Origin of the sequence: Paenibacillus sp. OV219 (assembly GCF_900110075.1) — a bacterium.
Classification (GTDB): Bacteria; Bacillota; Bacilli; order Paenibacillales; family Paenibacillaceae; genus Paenibacillus_Z.
This window is the reverse complement of the sequence record NZ_FOCJ01000008.1, coordinates 34,868-55,953: the sequence shown is the minus strand read 5'-3', so window position 1 is coordinate 55,953 and position 21,086 is coordinate 34,868. Positions and strand designations below refer to the sequence as shown.

The window sequence follows — 21,086 nt, the reverse complement described above, 5'->3', positions numbered from 1 at the left end:
TCAAGTATACAAAGCGGGCAAAAGTTTATTTACCCACTAAACTATACTTCGCACTTAGGAAACTATAGAGACTGATCTATAGAGCCTGAACTATAGAGAATGAATCTCGATACGTATGGTCGTCCCTTGATCTTTCACGCTGTCTATCGAGAACTTCGCCTCATCTCCGTAGAACAGCTTCAGCCGCAAGAAGACGTTGCGCATTCCGATGCTCTCGCCGAGCTCCTCCGAATGATTCATATCGTACTGAAGCTGGCTCAGCTTCTCCGAAGACATGCCGACACCGTTATCGGCAATCGTGCAGACAATACCATCGCCGCTGCTCGACTTTTGCACGCTAACGCGGATGAAACCAGGCAGCTTCATTGGCTCAATGCCGTGAATGCTGGAATTCTCCACAAGTGGCTGCAGCGTCATTTTTGGAATGAGCCTCGAAACACAATCATCATCCACCTCAATGAGGTAGTCCAGCTTGTCGCCAAACCGGTATTTCTGGATTTTTAGAAAGCTATCTACCAGATCAAGCTCATCTCTGACGCTAACCAGATCTCGTCCCCAGGACAACGACTTACGGAAAATTTTCGCCAGATGATGGATGATCTTCGCCGTTTCTTCTTCCGATTTCATCAAGCTGCGCATCCGAATCGTCTCCAGCGAGTTGAACAGAAAATGCGGATTGATCTGGCTTTGCAGCGCATGAAGCTGGGATTGCTTGCGCCCAAGCTCAAGCTCCTTCTTCTGAATATCCGCCATATACACGTCATGAATAAGGCTTCTAAGCTGCATCGTCATATGGTTGAATTCCGAAGTCAGCTGGCCGATCTCGTCATTCGTCTCTTCGTTCTCAATCAGCTCGAAGCTATGATTCTTAACCCGTTTCATCTGTTTCAAGATGCGGAATAACCGCTGGTTAAGCGATCGAGTGAACCAGATGATGATCAATGACGGGATCAGAATGTTCGGCAGCGCCATATAAAGAACGAATTCCTTTGACTTGCGTACCTCTTCAAGCACTTGTCGTTCCTGGAATTTGCCGACGATTCGCCAATTGCTGAAGTAGGACTTATTCGACAAGTCTTCTTCAATGACAATGGCACCGTCCTCTGACTCTTCGCTCATGCCGTTATCGCCGGAGTAGAGCTTATAATGGACATTGTCGCCCTCCATCAAATACACATTGCCCTCCAGCGTAACATTGCTGAGGATCTGTTTAACGAGCTCGGGATGCAAATCAATCTTAATGATTTTGTCAAAGACGTTCAGTCCGGTCGTATTGCTCATTCTGACGACTACACTGAGCGCAGGCTTAGAGACAGACTCCGAATCCTCCACAATTATCGGATTGGACGTTCCGGACGACATTAGCTGCTTATACCAGCTTGCTTGCTTGTTAATTCCGGAGATCGGGTAAACATAGCCGCCATAGATGATCGTATCGTTATTCGTATACAAGGTAATTCGCTGAATGGCTCTATACACAGGCGTATATTTCTCCAGCATGTCCGTAATGTAGGAGTGATAGTTGTAGACGTAATCCGAATCATTGACGTACCTTGTATCGAGGTAATCATTCAGAATCGAATCGGTGTACAGCACCGTAGCGATCCCGATGACTGCATCTGCCTGGTACATCAGCTCGTTGCGCATCTGCTCCATCGCCAGCGACAAATCTCGCATTTTCTGATTTTTGACGTTGTTCGTCGTAATGTTATAGAAGATCACGTTCGTCAGAATGACCGGGATAAACACGGACAAGAAATAGATCATCAGCATTTTGCTGCGAAGCCTAATATTGTGGAATGCGCTTAACTTCATAAAGGTGGATCCCCCGGATAACATTCTGCTCACTTCTTGGCAATCATGGCGTTCTTATATTCGGTCGGCGTCTTCCCTTCAACCTTCTCGAACTGGCTGACAAAATAATCCGGGTTGCCGAAGCCGACACTAGCTGCAATCTCATAGATCTTCTTATCGGTTTGGCGCAGCTGGCGCTTCGCTTCCTGAATACGGATTTGCAGCAGGAAATCGTTAAAGTAGACACCGTAGGTTTTCTTGAACAGTTGGCCGAGATAGACCGGATTCATGTAGAAGAGCTTCGCAATGCTCTTCAAGCTAATATTACTCGTATAGTTCGTCTCGATATAGCTTCGAATTTTGCCGATATCGCCTCTCATCGTCGTACTGCGCAGCGATGCAATCGAAGTCATGCACTCGGACAGAAACTGGGTCAGCAGCTGCTTTACGCCTTGCAGCGTACGCGGTTCGTTATGCCACTGCAGAATAGGCTGCAAATTAGTAAGCTTGCTCTCGTCGCCTTGCATGGTTTGGATGATCCGGGTCGCTTCGTGCACGCATCTTGCAAGCGATGAGGTCATCGACTCCAAGGCAAACCGCTGCTCCTGAAACGCGCGGAACATCGCATCGGCAAGTAGGTTCACACCCCCGTTGTCATGCTCCTCAAGCCGCTCCATCAGCTCGGAATAGAACGATGGCTCCAGCTCCTTGAACTGCAGCTTCATCCCCCCTAAGTCGTCAAATACAATCACGCTTTGGTTTGCAAAAGCATACTTGAGCCGCATGAGCTCCATCGCGCTCTGGTACGATTGTTTGACCTCGCGTAAGCTTTCTGCTGTCGCTCCAACATAGACAAGAGGCACCGTGCCTTCCATGATCTGGCCCTTCGCAGCACGGACTAATTCTTCCCCAAGTCGCACCGTCCAAGCGGGATTAACATCAGGGCGTAAAATAATGCCAAGCTCCGACTGACTCCGCACGTAGACAACCGGCGTGATTTCAAGCCTGCGCTTCAAGAGCTCGACAATTGTTTCTCTCACCATCTCAATCTGGCTGTTTCTTTGCTCATCCGTTGAATCCGCAGCAATATCATTCAGCTCAAGCGCGATATAGCGCAGCGGCTTATCGCCTTGCAATGCGAGATATTGGGCCGCTTCGGACAGCGTCTTGTCGTCGGCCTTGCCGGATATGAGCTGTTCAAATAACGAAGCTTGCAGCATCGGATTGCCTTCCTGCGTCCAGCTTGGCGTACTATCGAGCATCGCCGCTATGCGCTGCAGCGTCTCCATCAGCTCATCCTCGTCAATCGGCTTCAGCAAGTAATCATGGACGCCGAAACGAACAGCCTGCTGTGCATATTTGAAATCGCCGTACCCACTTATAATAATGAACTTGACGGCTTTGCCAAGACGCTCTTGAACGGTCTGGATTAATTCAAGCCCATCGAGTACGGGCATTCGAATATCTGTAATAACAAGGTCAGGCTTATGTTGTTCGATAAGCGCAAGAGCTTCTTCCCCGTCCTCAGCTTCAGCGATAATCTCGAAGCCATATTGTTCCCAAGGAATAAGTCCAACAAGCCCTTTGCGGGCAAATACTTCATCGTCAACCAGAATAGCTCTACGCATCAGCACGCCTCCTTACGTTGCAATCGCTTTCAAGATGTGGCAGCACTTTTGAAAAGTATAGCACGTTCTACCTGATTTATTCACTTGCCGAGAAACAACGCAGGCACATGCCAATAGCAGCATGCGCCTCATTCGTATTATTAACCTTTTACTCCGCCAACCGTCATACCCTTCACGAAATACCTCTGAAGGAACGGATAAATGATAATCATCGGTACCGATGCCACAATCGTCATCGTCGCTCGAATCGAGAGCGGCGTGACCATCGAAGTTGTCCCGCCCGAATTCGCGAATCCGCTCTCCATCGTTGCCGAGGAAACGTTGGAATTCTGCAAAATTTTCATCAATTCGTATTGCAGCGTGCTCAGATTGATGTCAGACGAGTTGTACAAGAAAACATCGAACCAAGAGTTCCACTGGTACACCGCCGTGAACAACGCCACCGTTGCGAGAACTGGAAGACAGAGCGGCAGCACGATGTTGAAGAACGTGCGGAAATCGCCGGCGCCATCAATTCGTCCGGATTCCATGATGCTCTCGGGAAGCCCCTCGATAAAGGAACGGATGACAATCAGGTTGAATACGCCGATTACGCCTGGGAAGATATAAACCCAGAAGCTTCCAACCAAGTGCAAATCGCGCATCAATAGGAACACTGGAATTAAACCGCCGTAAAAATACATCGTAAGAATAAATGCGATTGTAATGAACTTACGCAGTACATAGTCCTGACGGCTTAACGTGTAAGCCACCATCGCCGAACAGAACACCGTAATGACCGTACCGATTATCGTACGAAGGACCGAAATAAGTGTAGCGTGGAGAATCGTCGCTTCCTTGAATACAAACTTGTAATTCTCGATCGAGAACAGTCTTGGCCATAGATAAATGTCGCCTTTAAGTGAGTCAAGTCCGGCATTAAGCGAGTAAGCGAGCGTATTCAAGAATGGATATAAGGTGATGACCATAAGTAAGGCCAAAAAAGTGTAGTTGCAAATTACGAATATTTTATCTCCCAAAGATGCGTTTTTGATCATCTGGCTACCCTCCCTAGAACAGTCTAGCTTCTCCTGTTTTCTTGGCGATTGTATTCGCCGTAGTCAAAAGAATAAGACTGACGACGGTTTTAAACATACCCGCTGCGATTGATAACGAGTAGTTGCTTTGTTCAATACCATACTTGAGTACGAATATGTCAATGTTCTCGGAGAAGTCGACGTTCATCCCGTTGCCGAGAAGGTATTGCGGCTCGAATCCCGATTCCATCAAATTACCGATATTCATAATGAGCAGAACGACGATAACCGGCCGAATACCCGGCAAAGTCACGTTCCACATCTTCCTGAAACGACCAGCGCCATCCATATCAGCCGCTTCATATTGAGAAGGATCAATTGCTGTCATTGCGGCCAAATATACGATTGTATTCCAGCCGACCTCTTTCCACACGGAGCTTGCCCCGAAAATACCCCAGAAATAATGCGGGATGCCAAGGAATAGAATCTCGCTGCCTTTATGAATAATACCTGTTCCGACCAAAATATCGTTAATAATGCCATCAGGAGCAAGCGTCGTCTGAATAATCCCTGCCGCAACAACCCATGAAATAAAGTGTGGCAAATAGCTGATTGTTTGCACGAACTTCTTGAAAGCCATTATGCGGACCTCGTTCAGCAGCAGCGCAAACGTAATTGCAGTTACGAAGCCAAGCACGAGATTAATGCCGCTCATCGCGAGCGTATTACGCAATACACGCAGGAACCTTTCGTCCTGAAACAGAAATTTGAAATGCTCAAAGCCAACCCATTTCTGCTGGGAGAAGCTTAAAGCCGGCTTATACTTCTGAAACGCAATCGTCCATCCCCAAAGCGGCAAATATTTGAAAATAAACAACCAAATGACGAATGGAACGGACATCAGGACGAGCATCCGTTGCTGTATGAGTTTTTTAAGAAAACTCTTTTCCATACGTAATAGTTCCCCTTCCATTTCGACCATGGTAGAAATAAACGAAGGGCCAGACGTCTGCGCTATTAGCTGCACGCTTATGTCGGCCCTTCGCTTAGCCTTCTAATCGATTACTTTCTTTCTTGCTTACTTGCTTGCATCAAGAATGGCTTTAATTTGCTCGGTGTACCATTTCTCATAGCCTGCTGTATCCAGCTTGCCGAATGCGCCGAGATATTCTTGCCATACTTTATCAAAGTCAGCTGGCTTCGCTAGAACGATCTTCGGATAGTACTTCTTCGTCACTTCGTCCTTCTTGGTTTCCCAAATTTGCTGTGGCGAGCCTTGCTCTTTTGGAATACCCCATGCTGGGTACCAAGGACGGTCTTGCGGAGTTGCGAATTGATCTGCATACGTTTTAACGCCATGCTTGCCAAGAATTTCTTTATCTTTGTCCGTCAAGCTCAGTTGGAACACTTCCGGCTGCAGGCCTGGTGCAAGTGCATTGCCGTTAGACAGCGTCGAGTTTGTGCCGTATTGCGGCCAATCCCATGCGTAGTACGTGAGACCGAATTTCAGCTTAAACGGCTCGTCGATCTTAGCAATCTCTTCTGGCGTACGGTAGAAACGGCCTTTGTCGTCCACTTCATACGTCTCGCCTTTGATGCCCCAGCTTCTAAGAATTTGGTTGTCTTCAGAGAGCAGCGTATCCCAGTATTGCATAATGCGCTCAGGTTCCTTCGCGCTCACAGTGATACCGATACCGCGGTTGTTAACGAATCCTGGCGGGTCAAGCAATTGGTCCGGTTGACCGTCGAAAGTGATCGGCATTGGTTGGTATACGTAATCATCTTGAGCCGGATCTTTCTTAGCAGCGTCCTTCAATACGTTGTTCGCATTCGCGATTTGCCAGCCGTAATCGAAGAAGCCGACGACTTTCTTGGAGCTGAGCTTCGCGATGTACTGGTCATAGTTGTCAACAAACGACGCTTTATCGAACAGACCTTTTGCATTCAGCGTGTTCAATGCTTGCAGCCAGCGTTTCGTATCATCGTTCGTGTAGTATGTCTTCGCTTCGTGTGTCGTCATGTCGATCTCGACGTTTCCGTCATTCGGATAGCCTGCCAAGTGCATCGACTGGTTGGAAGTTGCAAAGAATCTCCAGTCATTCGTCAGCGATGCGTAGCCAATCAGGTTCTCGTCTTTATGCTTATTGACAAAGTCTTCAACCAGCTTGAAGTACTCGTCCATTGTTTTGAGCTTCGGATAGCCCGCTTCCTTCAGTACGCGGCGTTGAACCCAGAATGCACCTTGGTTGATGTTAGGGTCTGGCGTGTATGCGCCAACTTGCGTGGAGAACGGCAAGTAGTAGATCTTACCATCCTTCGCTTTCATGCGGTTCAAGTACGGTCCGTAAACTTTCTTGATGTTAGGATATTTGTCGATGTAAGGAGAAAGGTCGATAAAAGCGCCAGCATCGAGCAATTGGTCAATGCCTGCGTCCGGGTCGATAACATCCGGATATTTGTTGGATGCGATCATCGTACCGATTTTAGTTTTCAGGTCGCCTACCAAATGTTCGATTTTGAAGTTGACACCGGTTTGATCCTCAAGCGACTTACCAATTGTCGTCTCGTTCGTGTTGCCATCCGGCGCATTAGCTACTCCGTTAAATAAACTGAAGGTCACTTTTTCTTGTGCCGCCGAAGCGCTTTCATTTGTTGCCGAGGTATTATCGGTGGAAGCAGCAGTATTGTTTGTAGTATTCGAAGAATTGTTGTTCTTCGATGCTTCATCTCCGCCGTTGTTGCTATTTCCACATGCAGATGCAGTCAAAGCCACTGCAATCGCCATAGAAGCAACCATTAGTTTTTTAGCCAATGCTTTCAAACCCCTTTCAATCGCTGTATGTTTTGTAAGCACTTTCATTATATAATTTCTATGGACTTTGTTGACCTAATAAACTATAGCTAAAGCTTTAAAAAGCATATACGTTCCTCGTTATCAGGAAGCAAATTCAGTATAGACTTGGGATAACTTCGTGGAACATCTCATCTATAGCATCCCCAAAAAACGCATATAAAAAGTGTAACCGGCTATTGCCATCCTTGTGGAAAAGCTTACGTTTCGCGGAGACATTATAGAAATTTGTACACTTGAAACTTATAAATCTATAATGAAGATAAAAAAAAGCAGCCCGTAGGCCGCTTTCTTCTGCTTACTCCTTATAAGGCTCAATCAATTGGATCGTGCCATCCTCGTTGTAATGTAGCTCCGTAAATTTGACGCTTCGTTTATGGTCAACGCCGCCGGAAAGCGACGCATCATGGTAGAACAAGTACCACTTATCCTGATACTCGACGATGGAATGGTGTGTCGTCCAGCCGAGCACCGGCGTTAGGAACGTGCCTTTGAACACGAACGGCCCTTCTGGATGATCGCCTACTGCATAGACCAGTTTATGTGTTGTGCCCGTTGAATACGAGAGGTAATATTTGCATTCGTACTTATGCATCCATGGACCTTCGAAATAGCGGCGCTCTTCATCACCTGCAGGAATCGGTGCCCCGTTCTCATCTACAATCAGGATTTCCATTGGCGCTGTCTGGAATGAGAGCATATCATCGCTCAGCTGCGCAACTTGCGGTCCAAGCGCCGGCTCATTCACAGCAGGTCCTTCTGCCTCCGGCTTGTAAGCGCCTGTCTGCCACTTCTCCAATTGGCCGCCCCATAGTCCGCCGAAGTACATATAAGATTGGCCGTCCTCATCGACGTATACGGCAGGATCAATGCTGAAGCTGCCCTCCATGTAGTTCTCCTCAGCCTTGAACGGTCCGATTGGCGATGCGCTTGTCGCTACGCCGATCCGGAAGACACCGTCCTTGTCTCTAGCCGGGAAATACAAGTAGTACGTATCGTTCTTGAAGGCCGCATCCGGCGCCCACATCTGCTGGGATGCCCATGGCACATCTTTAATATGAAGCGCTTCGCCATGATCGACGACTGGCGCATCCGCACTTTCCATCGACAGAACATGGTAATCTTCCATCGCATATTGGTCTCCGTTATCATTCGTAGGACCATCATGGTCGATGTCATGGGAAGGATAAATGTAGAGCTTCCCTTCAAATACATGTGCAGAAGGGTCGGCGGTATAGATATGCGTAACAATGGGTTCGTTCTGCTGTGCTTTCTTGCTTGTGTTCGTATCCATAAGTTTAGCGCTCCTTCTTGTTACGTGGATTCTAGAAATCGCTTTCATTATATTATAGAAAGGATTGCGGCAAGGCACATTAAAGAAAGTATGGCTCTTTCTTCGAAAATTAAAGATGTTGGCGATGAGCGGATCGAAAGCGTGAATAACAAAAAAGCCGCGAGCGCCCCACCTGTGCGGAGCAATCGCAGCTTCTTCATTGAACGATAGATTACAATGGCGCAGTCATGCCCATACGTTCCCACTCTTCCTTGGAAGGACCGTACACACCTGCAATCGGCAAACCTGCTTGGCGCATAAGGATGGTCAGCTGGCCGCGGTGGTGAACCTCATGCTTCAGGAATTGGATGAGTGTAAACCCGTTCTTCCATGTTTGGCCGAACAATGTGTGGCTCTCTTGCAGCTTGTCATCCGACCACTGTGAAGCGGCTTCAAGAATCGCGTCTGCCGTCTCCCGATATGTTTGCGCGATGGCTGCCGCCGATTGCGGCGGCTCCGAATGCGCGGCCGGCGCTTTAAACTTAATGCCGATCTGCTGCAGCATGCCTTTGTCATCGTGAATTAAGTGCCAAGCCAGGCGGCCGAGTGTGCGGAAGCCCGTTACAATCTGCCCGTTTAATGATTCATCTGTCAGGGTATCAAGCAGCCTCTGTGTCCCTTGGGACTCTCTGCTATAGTCATTAATAAAGTCTTGCACTCTTGTAAACATGCTGTTCGCCTCCATTACTTCTATCGCTAACTTTCATAAGTTCACTATACAGAAGGTCTGCTGACAACAGCATGTCAGTAAACATTAGATTTTATGCAAAATAAAACTACTCCATCCGAGCAAGCCGCTCTCTCACTGATGTAAGCTCGGGGTAACGAGCCAGCAGTGATTCATACTTCGCTTTGGCTGCTGCTTGCTTGCCCGAGATCGCGGTTAAGTCGGCCAGCGCTAAATCCGCCCGCCACTCCTTGATCGATTCGTCTACCGCAACGATGCCCCGGTACGATTGGAAGCTCTGCTTCGCTCCGACGAGATTGCGCTCCGCCTTCTGCAGGAGCTCTGCGGCCTGCTTCATCTGCGCCCGCGCGAGATGGTAGCTCGCATCCGGATAGTTCGGCTGCAGCTTCAGCGCATGGCTGCATACCCCAATCGCATCCTCGTAATTGCTCTCGCTCATGTAGATTTTACCGAGCAGCATCAGAATATCGGCATGCCGGCCGAAGTTCGGCTTGTCGGACACCCGGCGCTCCGCTTCGAGTAGGAGCATCTTCGCCTTCTCGCGATCTCCTGCCGCTAATGTTTCCCGGCCGTAATACATGAGCCAGCCCGGATTGCTTGGATCCTCCTCGACCATCATCTCCAGCAAGCGAAGATTACGATTAATCTTGCTTCGCGATTGTACGATGCTCGGCTCGTAGCCATCATGGTGCAGCCTAATTCGGACAGGCCGCCTCAGTACACTCGTCTCGTACATCTCTCCATCCTCAGGAACGACTTGCTCATGTACTCGGCCATAATAATGGAGTCCTCTACCCAGCGGGAACATGCGCGGAATGCCGAAGTCAGGCTTCACCTTCCCTTGGACATAGTTCACTTGGCAGATGTTCAATACAACCTGTCCTCGACTATCGAACAGCTCTGCTACCTGCCGGACCGCCTGGACATCTTCTTCAAACAGCCATTCATCGGCGTCTACCCACAGCACCCAATCACTGTTCAGATACGGCAGCGCCTGATTTCGCTTAGCTGCAAAATCATCATTTTGCGCGGCGCTCGTAATCACCTTCACTTTAGGGAGATTCGCGACGAGCTGAACCGTACCGTCCGTGGAGCTCGAATCAATAATGAGAATTTCATCAACTGCATGCTGCAAGCTGAGCACGCAGCGTTCGATACAGCGTGCTTCGTTACGCGTCATAATCGCTGCAGCCACGGTAACGTTGCGTTTAGGCGCTAGCAGTCGCTTGATCTCCGGCCGCGCCGGGCCGGCAGGCGTCTTCGCTAGCATCTGCTGCACCGATGGCACCCACTGTGCCATCGGGTCGAGCAGCCAGCCTCGATCAAAGGCGAGCTGCGCCGCGTCACCGCAGCCCTGATGCAGCAGCGCTTCGCCAAGCAGCACCCAGCTCTGTGCGCTCAGCGGATTTACAGCGAGCTGCTCGGTGAGCAGTTTCTCCGCCTGCGCGTATTGGCCTCCCTGCATCGCAAGGCGAACCGCTTCATTCATTCGTGACCGCTCCCCTCATGGTGTGAAGACAAGAAGAGGCCAACTCCCCACGCGAGCAGTTGGCCTTCTTCTTGTGTTGCTTGTACTAGACAGATGTTTGTGGAATGTGAACATAAAGAACAATGTAGCTTGGCTCTCCTGATTCCGCATATTCGGAAACTGGAATATTAAGAATATAATCGCCCGCAGCTGTTGGCAATGCTTTTAAAGATAAAATCGTACCGTCAAGCTCCGGCTCCGATTCTAACAGCTCGGAATTGACGCTATAGACGTAAAACTGTTCAGGGTCCAAGCCCAAAGCACTGACATACGGCGCCAGATCGATCGTTGCTTCGAGCTGTTCATTAAAGTCAACTTCTGCGTCATAGACGACAACATCTTGAGAAAACCAGATTTCATCACCAACGTTATCATGACCACGAATGTAGATTGACGTATAACCGGATACACTACCACCAAGCGTTATCGTTCCGGTATTTCCGTCTTCATTGACATGCGTCCCGTTTAATAGATCGAGATTGCCTTCCCCTTCCTCATCTACTTCTAAATCATAAATGCCATCATCATCACGTATCGTTAAGGTCTTCGACCCGCCATTCTGGATATACAGTGGCGTGTTGTTCTCATAATTAATCGGCGTTCCTTCTTCGTCATAAAGGATGGTTGGCTTGTTGTCTTTTAACTTAATGATATACATTGCAACATTAGTTTCATCGCTGCTGTTTCGGCCTGTAACAACAATCCATTGATCGGAATCGGTCTCATCAGCAGATACCGAAGACGAATTGTAAATTTCCAGCTGCTGCTCATCGGACCATTCCACAAAATCAAAGCTGCCGCCAATCGAATACAGTTCATCATCATAGGATTCAACATCGAACTGATCTGCATTTGGGAATATACTTTGCAAATCAATCTGAGCATATCGTATGCCATCGATATTTTGCCAGGTTTGAACGCCGATATCCTCCACAGCCATACCAATATAAGTGTGGAATGTCCTATGAATCGATAAACCTGTACCATTCGATGCAGTAACAACAATCGTCGAATTATCGTTTGGTTCGAAATCAAGTAAAAGGTGCGTACCAGATAGCTCCGCATGAGCATTACCACTTGGTCTTTCAACCGTATAGGTATACGCCCCACCGAAATACGCATCCAAGTCGATATTTTGAGACTCAGCATCACTGTTCGTAAAATATACATCCGACAAACTTGAATTGTAAGTTCCATTCACTTTTATGGTTGCATAAGCCCAATATTTTTCTACAGATTCGTCACCAACATCATCAGTTGCTTTAACTGTAAACTCCTCCAAGCCTGACGATGAGCCGTAAATATATAATTGATTTCCAACCCATTCAAACTCACCATTTGGCTGACCATCGAACTGATACTCCACAGGGTCTCCGTCAACGCTTGTAAATAACTTGGTTAAGTCGATTATTGCTGTTACACCTGGATGCAAGCTAATTCCCGATTCGTTTGTAGCTTCGTCGAAAATCGAGTTCAACCTTATTTCGTCATCCGTGTTGGTAACATCGAAGGTTACTGTAATTATTGCAGAATCCGCTGCCCCATCATTCAGTGTATACGTAATCGTATCTGTACCGAAAAAGTCCAGATCAGGAGCATATGTATAGGACCCGTCAGCATTTAGATGGAAATCTCCATGGACCGCATCATCTACCAAATTGAAGGTCAAAGCAGCCATCTCTGGATCTTCCCCGCTTAAATTGCCAGAGATAGGCGTATCCTCGCTAACGGGAATCGTCGCATCTTCAGCAAATGGCGGCTGATTAACAGGTGGAACTACCACTTCTTGAACATCGAAGGTTATTGTAATAAGCGCAGAATCCGCTGTTCCATCATTCAGCGTATACGTAATCGTATCCGTACCAATAAAGTCCGGATCTGGCCTATAGGAGAAGAATCCCGTTATCGCATCTAGATCAAATGTGCCATGCTCTGCATTTTTTTCTTTATTGTAGGTAATCGTGTTACCATCTGGATCAAACCCGCCTAAACGGCCTCCGGTAGAATCATTCTTATTGACTGGGATCGTCGCGTTCTCTGCAACTGGCAGCTGATTCACGACAGGCGTTTGATCCAAAGTGAGCGTATAGCTTGCTATATCGCCTGCCGTCGTCTTGCCTTCAATCGTTATCGTCGTCGGCGAGGATAATGGTGCAAACGAGCTTACGTCTAGGAGCGGATAGCCATTCCACTCATGAAGCGAGAAACTGCCCAAACTGTTAAGTACTGCATCGTTATAATCGGTTACTTGGAACGATGTCGCATTTGGGAATATATAATAAAGCGGAATGCTGGCCGAGCTCACGTTGCCATATTTCGTTAAATACTGCGTTCCAATATCATTTATAACACTGCCGAAGTACACGTCGAACGTATCGGATATCGTCAAGCTATTACCGTCAGAGGCGCTAGCCTTAATCGTCGATACACTGTTCTGCGCAGATGTAAGTGTTAGTGTGCTGTCTGTCACAGACTGAGAAGCCACACCGTTAATGACTTTTGCCATGAAAATCGTGTAGTCATCCGCAAAATAGGCGCTTAAATCCATCGTATCGCCAAGGGTTGCTTTCGCATTCGTTGTGAATTTATCCTGACTGCCCACAGCGTCATCAACAATAATCTTGATCGTATCCGTAGCCGTGTGTTCACCATCATTTGCCGTTATCGTAAAGGATCTCCAGTCGCCAGGTTTCGTACTTGCCGTGATGTTCAGGTATTGATCATACTTCGTTTGTCCGAGGAAAGCGCCAGTAGAGGTAACCTCGTACGCTGCATCGCCTTCCACGTCAGTGAAGAGCTTAGACAGATCGATTGTTGCGACTTGCTCCTTCTTCAAGTGAATCTCATTATTCGCATTGCCGATAGGCTGCAATACGAAATCATCATTAACAGATATGACATTGATATTCACTGTGACTGGCGCAGAAACGCCGCCCCGGCCATCACTTACGGTATAAGTGAAAGAATCCATGCCGTAATAATTCGCATTTGGCGTATAGGTAACCCCACCCGTTACGGATATTTCGAGCTGTCCATGTGCGGGATCAGATTCCTTCTGATAGGTTAAATAGTCATTATCCGTATCTACGCCTACTAATATGCCGGATACTCTGGAGTACGTGGTGTCCTCATTCGTTTCAAAATAGGCGGGCATTGCCACAGGAGCATCATTAGGTGGATCAATGTCTATTGCCGTCACGCTAAAATATTTCGTCGCATTCAGACTACCGTCACTTGCCTGCACTTCCAGCGTATAAGCCGCCGCAGTTGCAGCTTTTCCTTTAAGAGTAAGCTCCGTGCCAGACGCAGTAGCTGAGAAGAAGACACCGCTGCCTGGTGGATTCATGACCGTATAAGTAAGCGAGTCGTCATCCACGTCGCTGAAGTAATCATCCAGATCGAGTACTGTCGACAATGGACCTAGACTGCTTACACTGAGTTCGACAGCTTCCGGTGACGAATTGTTTACCGTTGGCGAGTCGTTCACACTTCCAATATTAAAGGTTACTGTATAAGGACCTGACTCCGTAATACCATCACTCAGCATATAAGTAATCGTATCTGTGCCGTTGTAATTTGCATACGGGGTATACGTGTAATATCCCGATGGGCTCAGCTCAAACGCGCCATGATCGGACCCTTTAATTTTCATGTATGTCAACGTGTTCAAATCAATATCGCTGCCATCAAGCTGGCCTTCGGAGGACGAATCCTCAGCGAAGCTGATCGTCGCGTTTACTCCAGTTGGCGCATGATTTTCCGGTACAGTCGGCGTCATTGTCGATGTAATGCTGAAGTGCTTCGTCGCCGTTCCATCATGACTATCTGTCGCTGTCACGTCAAACTCATAAGCATTATCGTCCACACCTGTCGCTGCCAGCAGCAAATCGCTTCCTGTGACAATTGCCGAGAACGGAAGTCCACTTGGCAAGCTGCCCAGCTGATAAGTTAAGCTGTCGCCGTCCTCATCACTAAAGAGATCGTTTAAGTCGATGATGGCCGTGTCCGCTACATCTTTCGAATACAGCCCCTCGCTCGACTGCGGCGCATGATTCGGCTCCGTGACCGTACTCGACACTGCTGACTTTAGCAGATTGCGGAATTCGCTTGTCGACTTGAATCTTTCGCTGTCAAGTCCGTTGCTCTTGATGTATTTCACCAATTCTCCGAGATCGATACCGTTATTGTTCGGATCCAGAAGTGAGTTAGACGCTACTGTGATCTGAAATTTCTCATGGAACGTAGCGCTTCCTTTTGGAGTCACTTCTAGATCAATGCTGGTTGTTCCCGTCTTCTTGAGGGAGAGACGCAGATAAGGTTTCTCCGATACCCAGTCAACCGTCGCATCAGCTACCGGTTTGTTTTGTACCACAGCGTGGAAATCCATATCTGTAACGTCCGGATAGAGTAGGCTCAAATCCACCGAGAAACTATTGCCTGCCACCAATTCATTCGCATACACCGTCAACATCAGCGAGCTAATCGTCGATGCCCCTGTCTGTGCCCCTGGATTGGTCATTGTCCCCGGTGATTCCGCACTTGCCATCACTGGAATTGCTAACGCCAGCGGAATCGTTGCTGCTACCGCGCCAATCATACGGGCAATCTTCTTCATCGACCGATTCTTATGCAGCTGCTTCCTCTGTCTTTTCGACATTATCGATACCTCCCTATTTCTTATGCTCTATGTCATAAACTGCCTATTAAACAATAGGTATTAGATACCAATTCTACTATTGCTAATATACCACGACGAGATTCGATAGAGAATGAGAATACGCTAAAAAAATGTCAAATCATGACGAAAAAAACCACCTCTCGTCAATGAGAGGTGGTTCCTTATCTTCTATGTTAGCAGCCCATCAGCTATGACGAGATACTGCTGCACTTCTAGGCTGGATTTTGAATCGAAACATCCATGCCGCAAAGAGCAGCATACCGCCATTAATGATGAAGATATACCGGATCGGCATCATGCCTCCGAGCAAGCCGCCAATGATTGGACCAGCCATCGTCGCAAGCTGCGAAGCGGACTGGTTCAGGCTGAATGCCCGCCCTCTGAACTCGGGCTCCGTCGTCCTCACAATCATCGCATTGATAGATGGATTGACCGCCGCGTAGAAGAGTCCGTAACCGAAGCGCAGAATGCCGAAGCCGATATAATTCGGCACGAACACCTGCAGCATATTGCCGACCCCGCTGCCGAGCAGACCGATCATAAGCACCTTCTCATAGCCTATTCTTCGACCCCATTTGCCCCAGCGCGGCGCCATGATGACCGTCGCGATGCCGACAGCTGAGAAGACAATACCGGAGCTGAGCGAAGCTGTATCCTTAGGCACGCCCATCTTCAGTACATAGACCGTAATAAGCGGCTCGAGAATCATAACAGAGAATGTGCTGACTCCAGCCATGAGCAGCATAACCGAGAACGCGCGATTCGATAGAGCATGACGCAGATCATCCATTACATGCGAACGAACCGCCTGCCTGTTAAAGTTCTTCTCTTTCGCGAAGAACGTGGCAGTAAGCGCAGCGATCAGTACGATGAAGCTGGAGAAGAGAAATGCTTCGCGGTTGCTGAAATAATGGCTGACCACGCCACCAACAAGCGGGCCGAGAATGCTGCCTGTCGCACCTGCGGTTGACATAATGCCCAGCGCATAACCAGTCTTCTCTTCCGGCGTATTCGTAGCTACAAGTGCAATGGATGCAGGCACGAAGCCCGCGAGCAAACCTTGAAAAATACGAATGATGAGAAACCAGTACGGGTCCTGCACGAAGTAATTGAGCAAATACAGCACGGCAAGGCTAAAGCCGGATCTGATAAGCATCGGCTTGCGTCCGTATTTGTCCGCGAGCGACCCCCAATAAGGGGAGATTAGCGCGCTCGCCAAGAAGGTAATACCAAAGGCAATTCCGGACCAAGCCTCAAGGTGATGCTCTACGCCGAGCTCCGTATTTAGGAAGATCGGCAGGAAAGGGATCGAGATCGAGTACGCCATGCTGCAGAAGAAAACCCCGGTCCACAATACAACCAAGTTCCGTTCCCATGAAAATTTCATATGCAGCCACGTCCTGACTTTTACCTATTGTCTACTTTTTCGGGATAGAGATCGTGATTCATCAGACGGTAATTTGCCATTTCCTCAAACTTGGTGTCTGGTCGGCCCCAGTTCGTGTAAGGATCAATCGAGATGCCGCCGCGAGGCGTGAATTTACCCCACACTTCAATGTAGCGCGGGTTCATAAGAGCGATAAGGTCATTCATAATGATGTTCATGCAGTCCTCGTGGAAGTCGCCATGATTACGGAAGCTGAACAAGTACAGCTTGAGCGACTTGCTCTCAACCATCTTGACATCAGGGATGTAAGAGATATAGATGGTCGCAAAATCCGGCTGGCCTGTAATCGGGCATAGGCTCGTAAACTCCGGACAGTTGAATTTGACAAAATAATCACGGCCAACATGTTTGTTATCAAACGACTCCAGCACTTCTGGGCTATAGTTGAACAAATACTGCGTTCCTTGATTGCCCAAATGACTGATGCCGCCTTCTTGCAATTCCTCTTTCGATCTTCCTGACATTCTGTACAACACTCCTTGTCATTACATTGCTTTAGGGGTTACTCTTGTTCTAGTAGCTTACACCTTAAGGCGGTGTAAATTCAACCTAAGGAGATGGAGCCCTTGATCACCAGACCTTCTGCAGACGAGTATGGAGGCCACTTTGGCACCTACATCAAGCTTGTACAAGATGGAAATTTGCTGGATATACTAGCCGAGAATCGCATGACGACGAGCGCGCTCTTCTCAGCACTTACGGAGGAGCAAGCACTACATCGTTATGCGCCGGGCAAATGGAGCTTGAAGGAAGTGCTCGGTCATCTGATCGACACAGAGCGCATTATGAGTTACCGCCTGCTGCGCGCTGCCCGCGCTGACCGGACGCCGCTGCCTGGGTTTGAAGAGAGTGATTTTATCGCAAACGCATCGTTCGACGACAACTCCATCAGCGAGCTGCTCGAGCATTACGACGCGGTCCGCACCGCTACCATTGTGCTGCTTCGTAGCTTAACTCCAGAAGCGTACTTGCGCAGAGGAATTGCAAGCAACACAGAAATATCCGCACGCGCGCTGGCGCATGTCATTACAGGCCATGAAATGCATCACATCAACGTTGTGCGCGAACGTTACTTGCAGAAGTCCGAATAACGCACTCGCAGTGAAAAAGGTTCCCTTGCCCTAGAACTGTATAGTTCTTCAGGCAGAGGAACCTTTCTTTATTACACGGAACAATCAAGCTATGAAACCTTCATGATCTCTCTGCTGCTCTCGATCGTCCGCGATGCGATCTGGATTAGCATGTCATACGCCATTTGCTCGAGCGAGTAACGTGGCTTGAAGCCCCATTCCTGCTGAGCAGCCGAGATGTCCAGCGAGTTCGGCCAGCTCTGCGCGATCGCCTCTCGCACGGGATCGATATCGTACGTCAGCTCGAAAGCAGGCAGCAGCTTGCGAATTTCAGCGGCGAGCATCTCCGGATCAAAGCTCATGGCCGACACATTGTAGGCATTGCGGTTAATGAGCTTCGCCGGGTCAGCCTCCATCAGCTGAATGATCGAATCAATTGCATCCGGCATGTACATCATGTCCATGTACGTGCCTTTGTTAATGTAGGAGCGGTACTCACCGCAGCGAACCGCCTCGAAGAACATAGATACTGCATAGTCCGTCGTACCGCCGCCAGGCGGGGTCAAATACGAGATCAAGCCCGGAAACCTTAGGCCGCGCGTATCGACGCCATACTTCCGATAGTAGTAGTCGCACAGCAGCTCGCCGGCTACTTTATTAATGCCGTACATCGTGACAGGCCGCTGTACCGTCACCTGCGGCGTCAGATCCTTCGGCGAATCCGGGCCGAATACGCCGATCGAGCTTGGCGTGAAGAACTGGCAGTTCAGCTCCTTCGCCACCTCAAGCGCATTCAACAACCCGCCCATGTTCAGGTTCCATGCGAACAGCGGGTTAGCTTCAGCCGTTGCGGACAGCAGCGCCGCCAGATGAATGATCGTATCGACTTTATATTTGCGAGCAATCGCGTAGAACGATTGCAAGTCATTTACATCAAGACTTTCGAACGGACCGTCGAAAGTGATCGAAGCGCTCGGCTTGATATCTGTCGCAATGACGTTGTGCGCCCCGAAGCGTGCGCGAAGTGCAGCGACCAGTTCACTGCCGATTTGGCCCGAGGAGCCTGTAACTAAGATGGTGTTCATATCCGCATCGCCTCCGATTAATCGAGCATTCTTTCTTATACGCCTACGTTTGCAGCTACACCGATCTGCTTCTTCACGCTCTCATAGATCGCCAAAGCTTGATCAAGCATCTCCGTCGTATGCGCGGCTGTCGGCATGTTACGGATGCGGCCTGCGCCTTTCGGAACAGTCGGAAACACAATCGCCTTAGCATATACGCCAGCCTCAAACAGCTCTCTGCTGAACCGTTGTGTCAGCACTTCGTCACCGATGATACACGGGATAATCGGCGTTTCCGTATGCCCTGTATGGAACCCAAGCTGTGTAAGGCCGTTTCGGAAATAGGCTGCGTTGCTCCACAGCTTCTCCTGCAGCTCCGCGCTATTCGACAGAATATCGAGCGCTTCGATACAAGCTGCTACAATCGCCGGAGGTGTTGCAGTCGAGAATAGGAACGGACGGCTTCTCACCTTCAGCCAGTCAATCAGCTCGCGGCGACCGGCTACATATCCACCAACAACACCGATTGCCTTGGACAAAGTGCCGATCTGAAAATCAATCTTATCCGACAAGCCGAAATGTTTGACCGTACCTGCCCCTTTGCCAAGAACGCCAGAGCCGTGTGCATCGTCGACATACGTAATCAAGTCGTAATGCTCTGCAATTGCAACAATCTCAGGAAGCTTCGCAATGTCCCCGTCCATCGAGAATACGCCGTCCGTAATGACCATGATTTTGTTATACTGGCCGGACTCACGCGCCGTCTTCGCTTGCAGCTCCAAGTCCACCATATCCGAATGCTTGTAACGAATGACCTTCGCCTTCGTCAGACGGCAGCCATCGATAATCGACGCATGGTTCAGCTCGTCGGACAGAATCGCATCCCCAGCTTCCATAACGGCCGAGATAGCAGCCATATTGCAGTTGAAGCCGGACTGGTACGCGATAGCGGCCTCGGTCTGCTTGAACTTCGCAAGCTTCGTCTCAAGCTCTTCATGCAGATCCATCGTACCGTTGATCGTACGAACCGCGCCTGCACCTACGCCGTATTTGCGAAGCGCCAGCTCAGCCGCACGGATAAGACGCTCATCGCCAGCAAGGCCTAAATAGTTATTAGAAGAGAGGTTAATCAGCTCTCGGTCTTGAATGCGAATGGTCGGCCCGTTGCCGCCTTGAAGAACTTGAATTTCATTGTACAAGCCTTTCTGTTTCAGCTCTTCCAGGTTGTTGATCAAATAAGTAAGCAATGATGGACTGGACATGCATGCATTCCCCGTTTCTGTATGTTGCCTTAGTTTAATTATTTTATATTATACATACGTATGTTATGACGCACAACATATTTGTATGCTATAACGCACATTTATTTTTCGACATCCTTGCCCGTTTCGGCTACAATAAGTGAAATAGAAGTGCGCTGATGGAGGAAGAGTATGGAACAGATTCACATTAAGCTGGGGCGAAATTTGAAGGCGATTCGTCAAACGAGAGGATTAAGCCTTGATAAAGTGGCAGAGTTGACTGGCGTCAGCAAAGCCATGCTCGGCCAGATTGAACGAGGCGAGACGAGCCCGACGATCTCGATTATATGGAAAATCGCAAACGGACTGCGCCTTTCCTTCACGACGCTCATTGAAGAGCCTCCGTCTGAGGTTGCCGTCATTGTGAAGGGCGAAATGGAGCCGATGCTCGAGTGTGACGGACATTATCGCGTCTATCCGATGTTCCCGTTCGATCCGTCGAAGAAATTCGAGGTCTATTCCGTCGAAATGGATGCCGGCTGCGTCTACGAGTCCGAAGCGCATAGTACAGGCGTGGAAGAGTACATTCTCGTCTCATCCGGTAGTCTTATTGTCGAAATCCAAAGCACGTCCTATACAGTCGATGCAGGCAATGCGGTCCGCTATGTAGCAGATCTGCCGCACATGTATCGCAACACAGGTGATGACGTTGTTCGTTACGACGTCATTATTTATTATCCATAACCGA

15 protein-coding genes are annotated in these 21,086 nt (G+C 48.8%); 2 read left to right on the top strand and 13 right to left on the bottom strand.

All coding sequences use genetic code 11. The features are described from left to right. Positions 1-90: 90 nt before the first annotated feature. The 11 genes from BMY11_RS19745 to queF all read right to left on the bottom strand — a co-directional run bounded on the left by BMY11_RS19745 (position 91) and on the right by queF (position 17,427). Complete coding sequence (locus BMY11_RS19745) at positions 91-1,815, bottom strand: sensor histidine kinase (RefSeq protein ID WP_177182726.1); 1,725 nt, start codon at positions 1,813-1,815, stop codon at positions 91-93. A 29-nt stretch (positions 1,816-1,844) separates the two neighbouring features. Beyond that, positions 1,845-3,422 (bottom strand): response regulator transcription factor, encoded by a 1,578-nt coding sequence (locus BMY11_RS19740; protein ID WP_090580101.1) that lies wholly within the window; start codon positions 3,420-3,422, stop codon positions 1,845-1,847. 140 nt (positions 3,423-3,562) lie between these two features. Continuing rightward, positions 3,563-4,459, bottom strand: a complete 897-nt coding sequence (locus BMY11_RS19735) for a carbohydrate ABC transporter permease (protein ID WP_090580098.1) — start codon at positions 4,457-4,459, stop codon at positions 3,563-3,565. A gap of 13 nt (positions 4,460-4,472) precedes the next feature. Next, positions 4,473-5,390: an ABC transporter permease gene (locus BMY11_RS19730; RefSeq protein ID WP_256217655.1), complete on the bottom strand. Its 918-nt coding sequence runs from the start codon at positions 5,388-5,390 to the stop codon at positions 4,473-4,475. A gap of 126 nt (positions 5,391-5,516) precedes the next feature. Next, positions 5,517-7,250: a type 2 periplasmic-binding domain-containing protein gene (locus BMY11_RS19725; RefSeq protein WP_090580649.1), complete on the bottom strand. Its 1,734-nt coding sequence runs from the start codon at positions 7,248-7,250 to the stop codon at positions 5,517-5,519. Between the two features lie 337 nt (positions 7,251-7,587). After that, complete coding sequence (locus BMY11_RS19720; RefSeq protein ID WP_090580095.1) at positions 7,588-8,583, bottom strand: glycoside hydrolase family 43 protein; 996 nt, start codon at positions 8,581-8,583, stop codon at positions 7,588-7,590. 211 nt (positions 8,584-8,794) lie between these two features. Further along, positions 8,795-9,292, bottom strand: a complete 498-nt coding sequence (locus tag BMY11_RS19715; RefSeq protein ID WP_090580092.1) for a DinB family protein — start codon at positions 9,290-9,292, stop codon at positions 8,795-8,797. A 106-nt stretch (positions 9,293-9,398) separates the two neighbouring features. Beyond that, the gene (locus tag BMY11_RS19710; RefSeq protein WP_090580090.1) at positions 9,399-10,799 is read right to left on the bottom strand and encodes a glycosyltransferase family 2 protein; all 1,401 of its coding nucleotides are present in this window, start codon (positions 10,797-10,799) and stop codon (positions 9,399-9,401) included. 85 nt (positions 10,800-10,884) lie between these two features. After that, positions 10,885-15,495, bottom strand: a complete 4,611-nt coding sequence (locus BMY11_RS19705; protein ID WP_090580086.1) for an Ig-like domain-containing protein — start codon at positions 15,493-15,495, stop codon at positions 10,885-10,887. A 205-nt stretch (positions 15,496-15,700) separates the two neighbouring features. After that, positions 15,701-16,903 (bottom strand): MFS transporter, encoded by a 1,203-nt coding sequence (locus tag BMY11_RS19700; RefSeq protein WP_090580084.1) that lies wholly within the window; start codon positions 16,901-16,903, stop codon positions 15,701-15,703. A 20-nt stretch (positions 16,904-16,923) separates the two neighbouring features. Then, complete coding sequence (queF, locus tag BMY11_RS19695) at positions 16,924-17,427, bottom strand: preQ(1) synthase (RefSeq protein WP_090580081.1); 504 nt, start codon at positions 17,425-17,427, stop codon at positions 16,924-16,926. Between the two features lie 102 nt (positions 17,428-17,529). Between queF and BMY11_RS19690 the strand changes: the two genes are divergently transcribed. Next, a complete protein-coding gene (locus BMY11_RS19690; protein ID WP_090580078.1) occupies positions 17,530-18,054 on the top strand; it encodes a DinB family protein in 525 nt (174 codons plus the stop codon). Positions 18,055-18,143: 89 nt separating this feature from the next. Here the strand turns inward: BMY11_RS19690 and BMY11_RS19685 are convergent, their stop codons facing one another. Continuing rightward, a complete protein-coding gene (locus tag BMY11_RS19685; RefSeq protein WP_090580075.1) occupies positions 18,144-19,118 on the bottom strand; it encodes an NAD-dependent epimerase/dehydratase family protein in 975 nt (324 codons plus the stop codon). Between the two features lie 35 nt (positions 19,119-19,153). Beyond that, the gene (locus BMY11_RS19680) at positions 19,154-20,359 is read right to left on the bottom strand and encodes a glycine C-acetyltransferase (protein ID WP_090580071.1); all 1,206 of its coding nucleotides are present in this window, start codon (positions 20,357-20,359) and stop codon (positions 19,154-19,156) included. A gap of 171 nt (positions 20,360-20,530) precedes the next feature. On the opposite strand from BMY11_RS19680, the gene BMY11_RS19675 reads away from it, so the two are divergent. Continuing rightward, entirely contained in the window at positions 20,531-21,082 is a 552-nt protein-coding gene (locus tag BMY11_RS19675; protein WP_090580068.1) for a helix-turn-helix domain-containing protein, read from the top strand. Positions 21,083-21,086 lie beyond the last annotated feature (4 nt).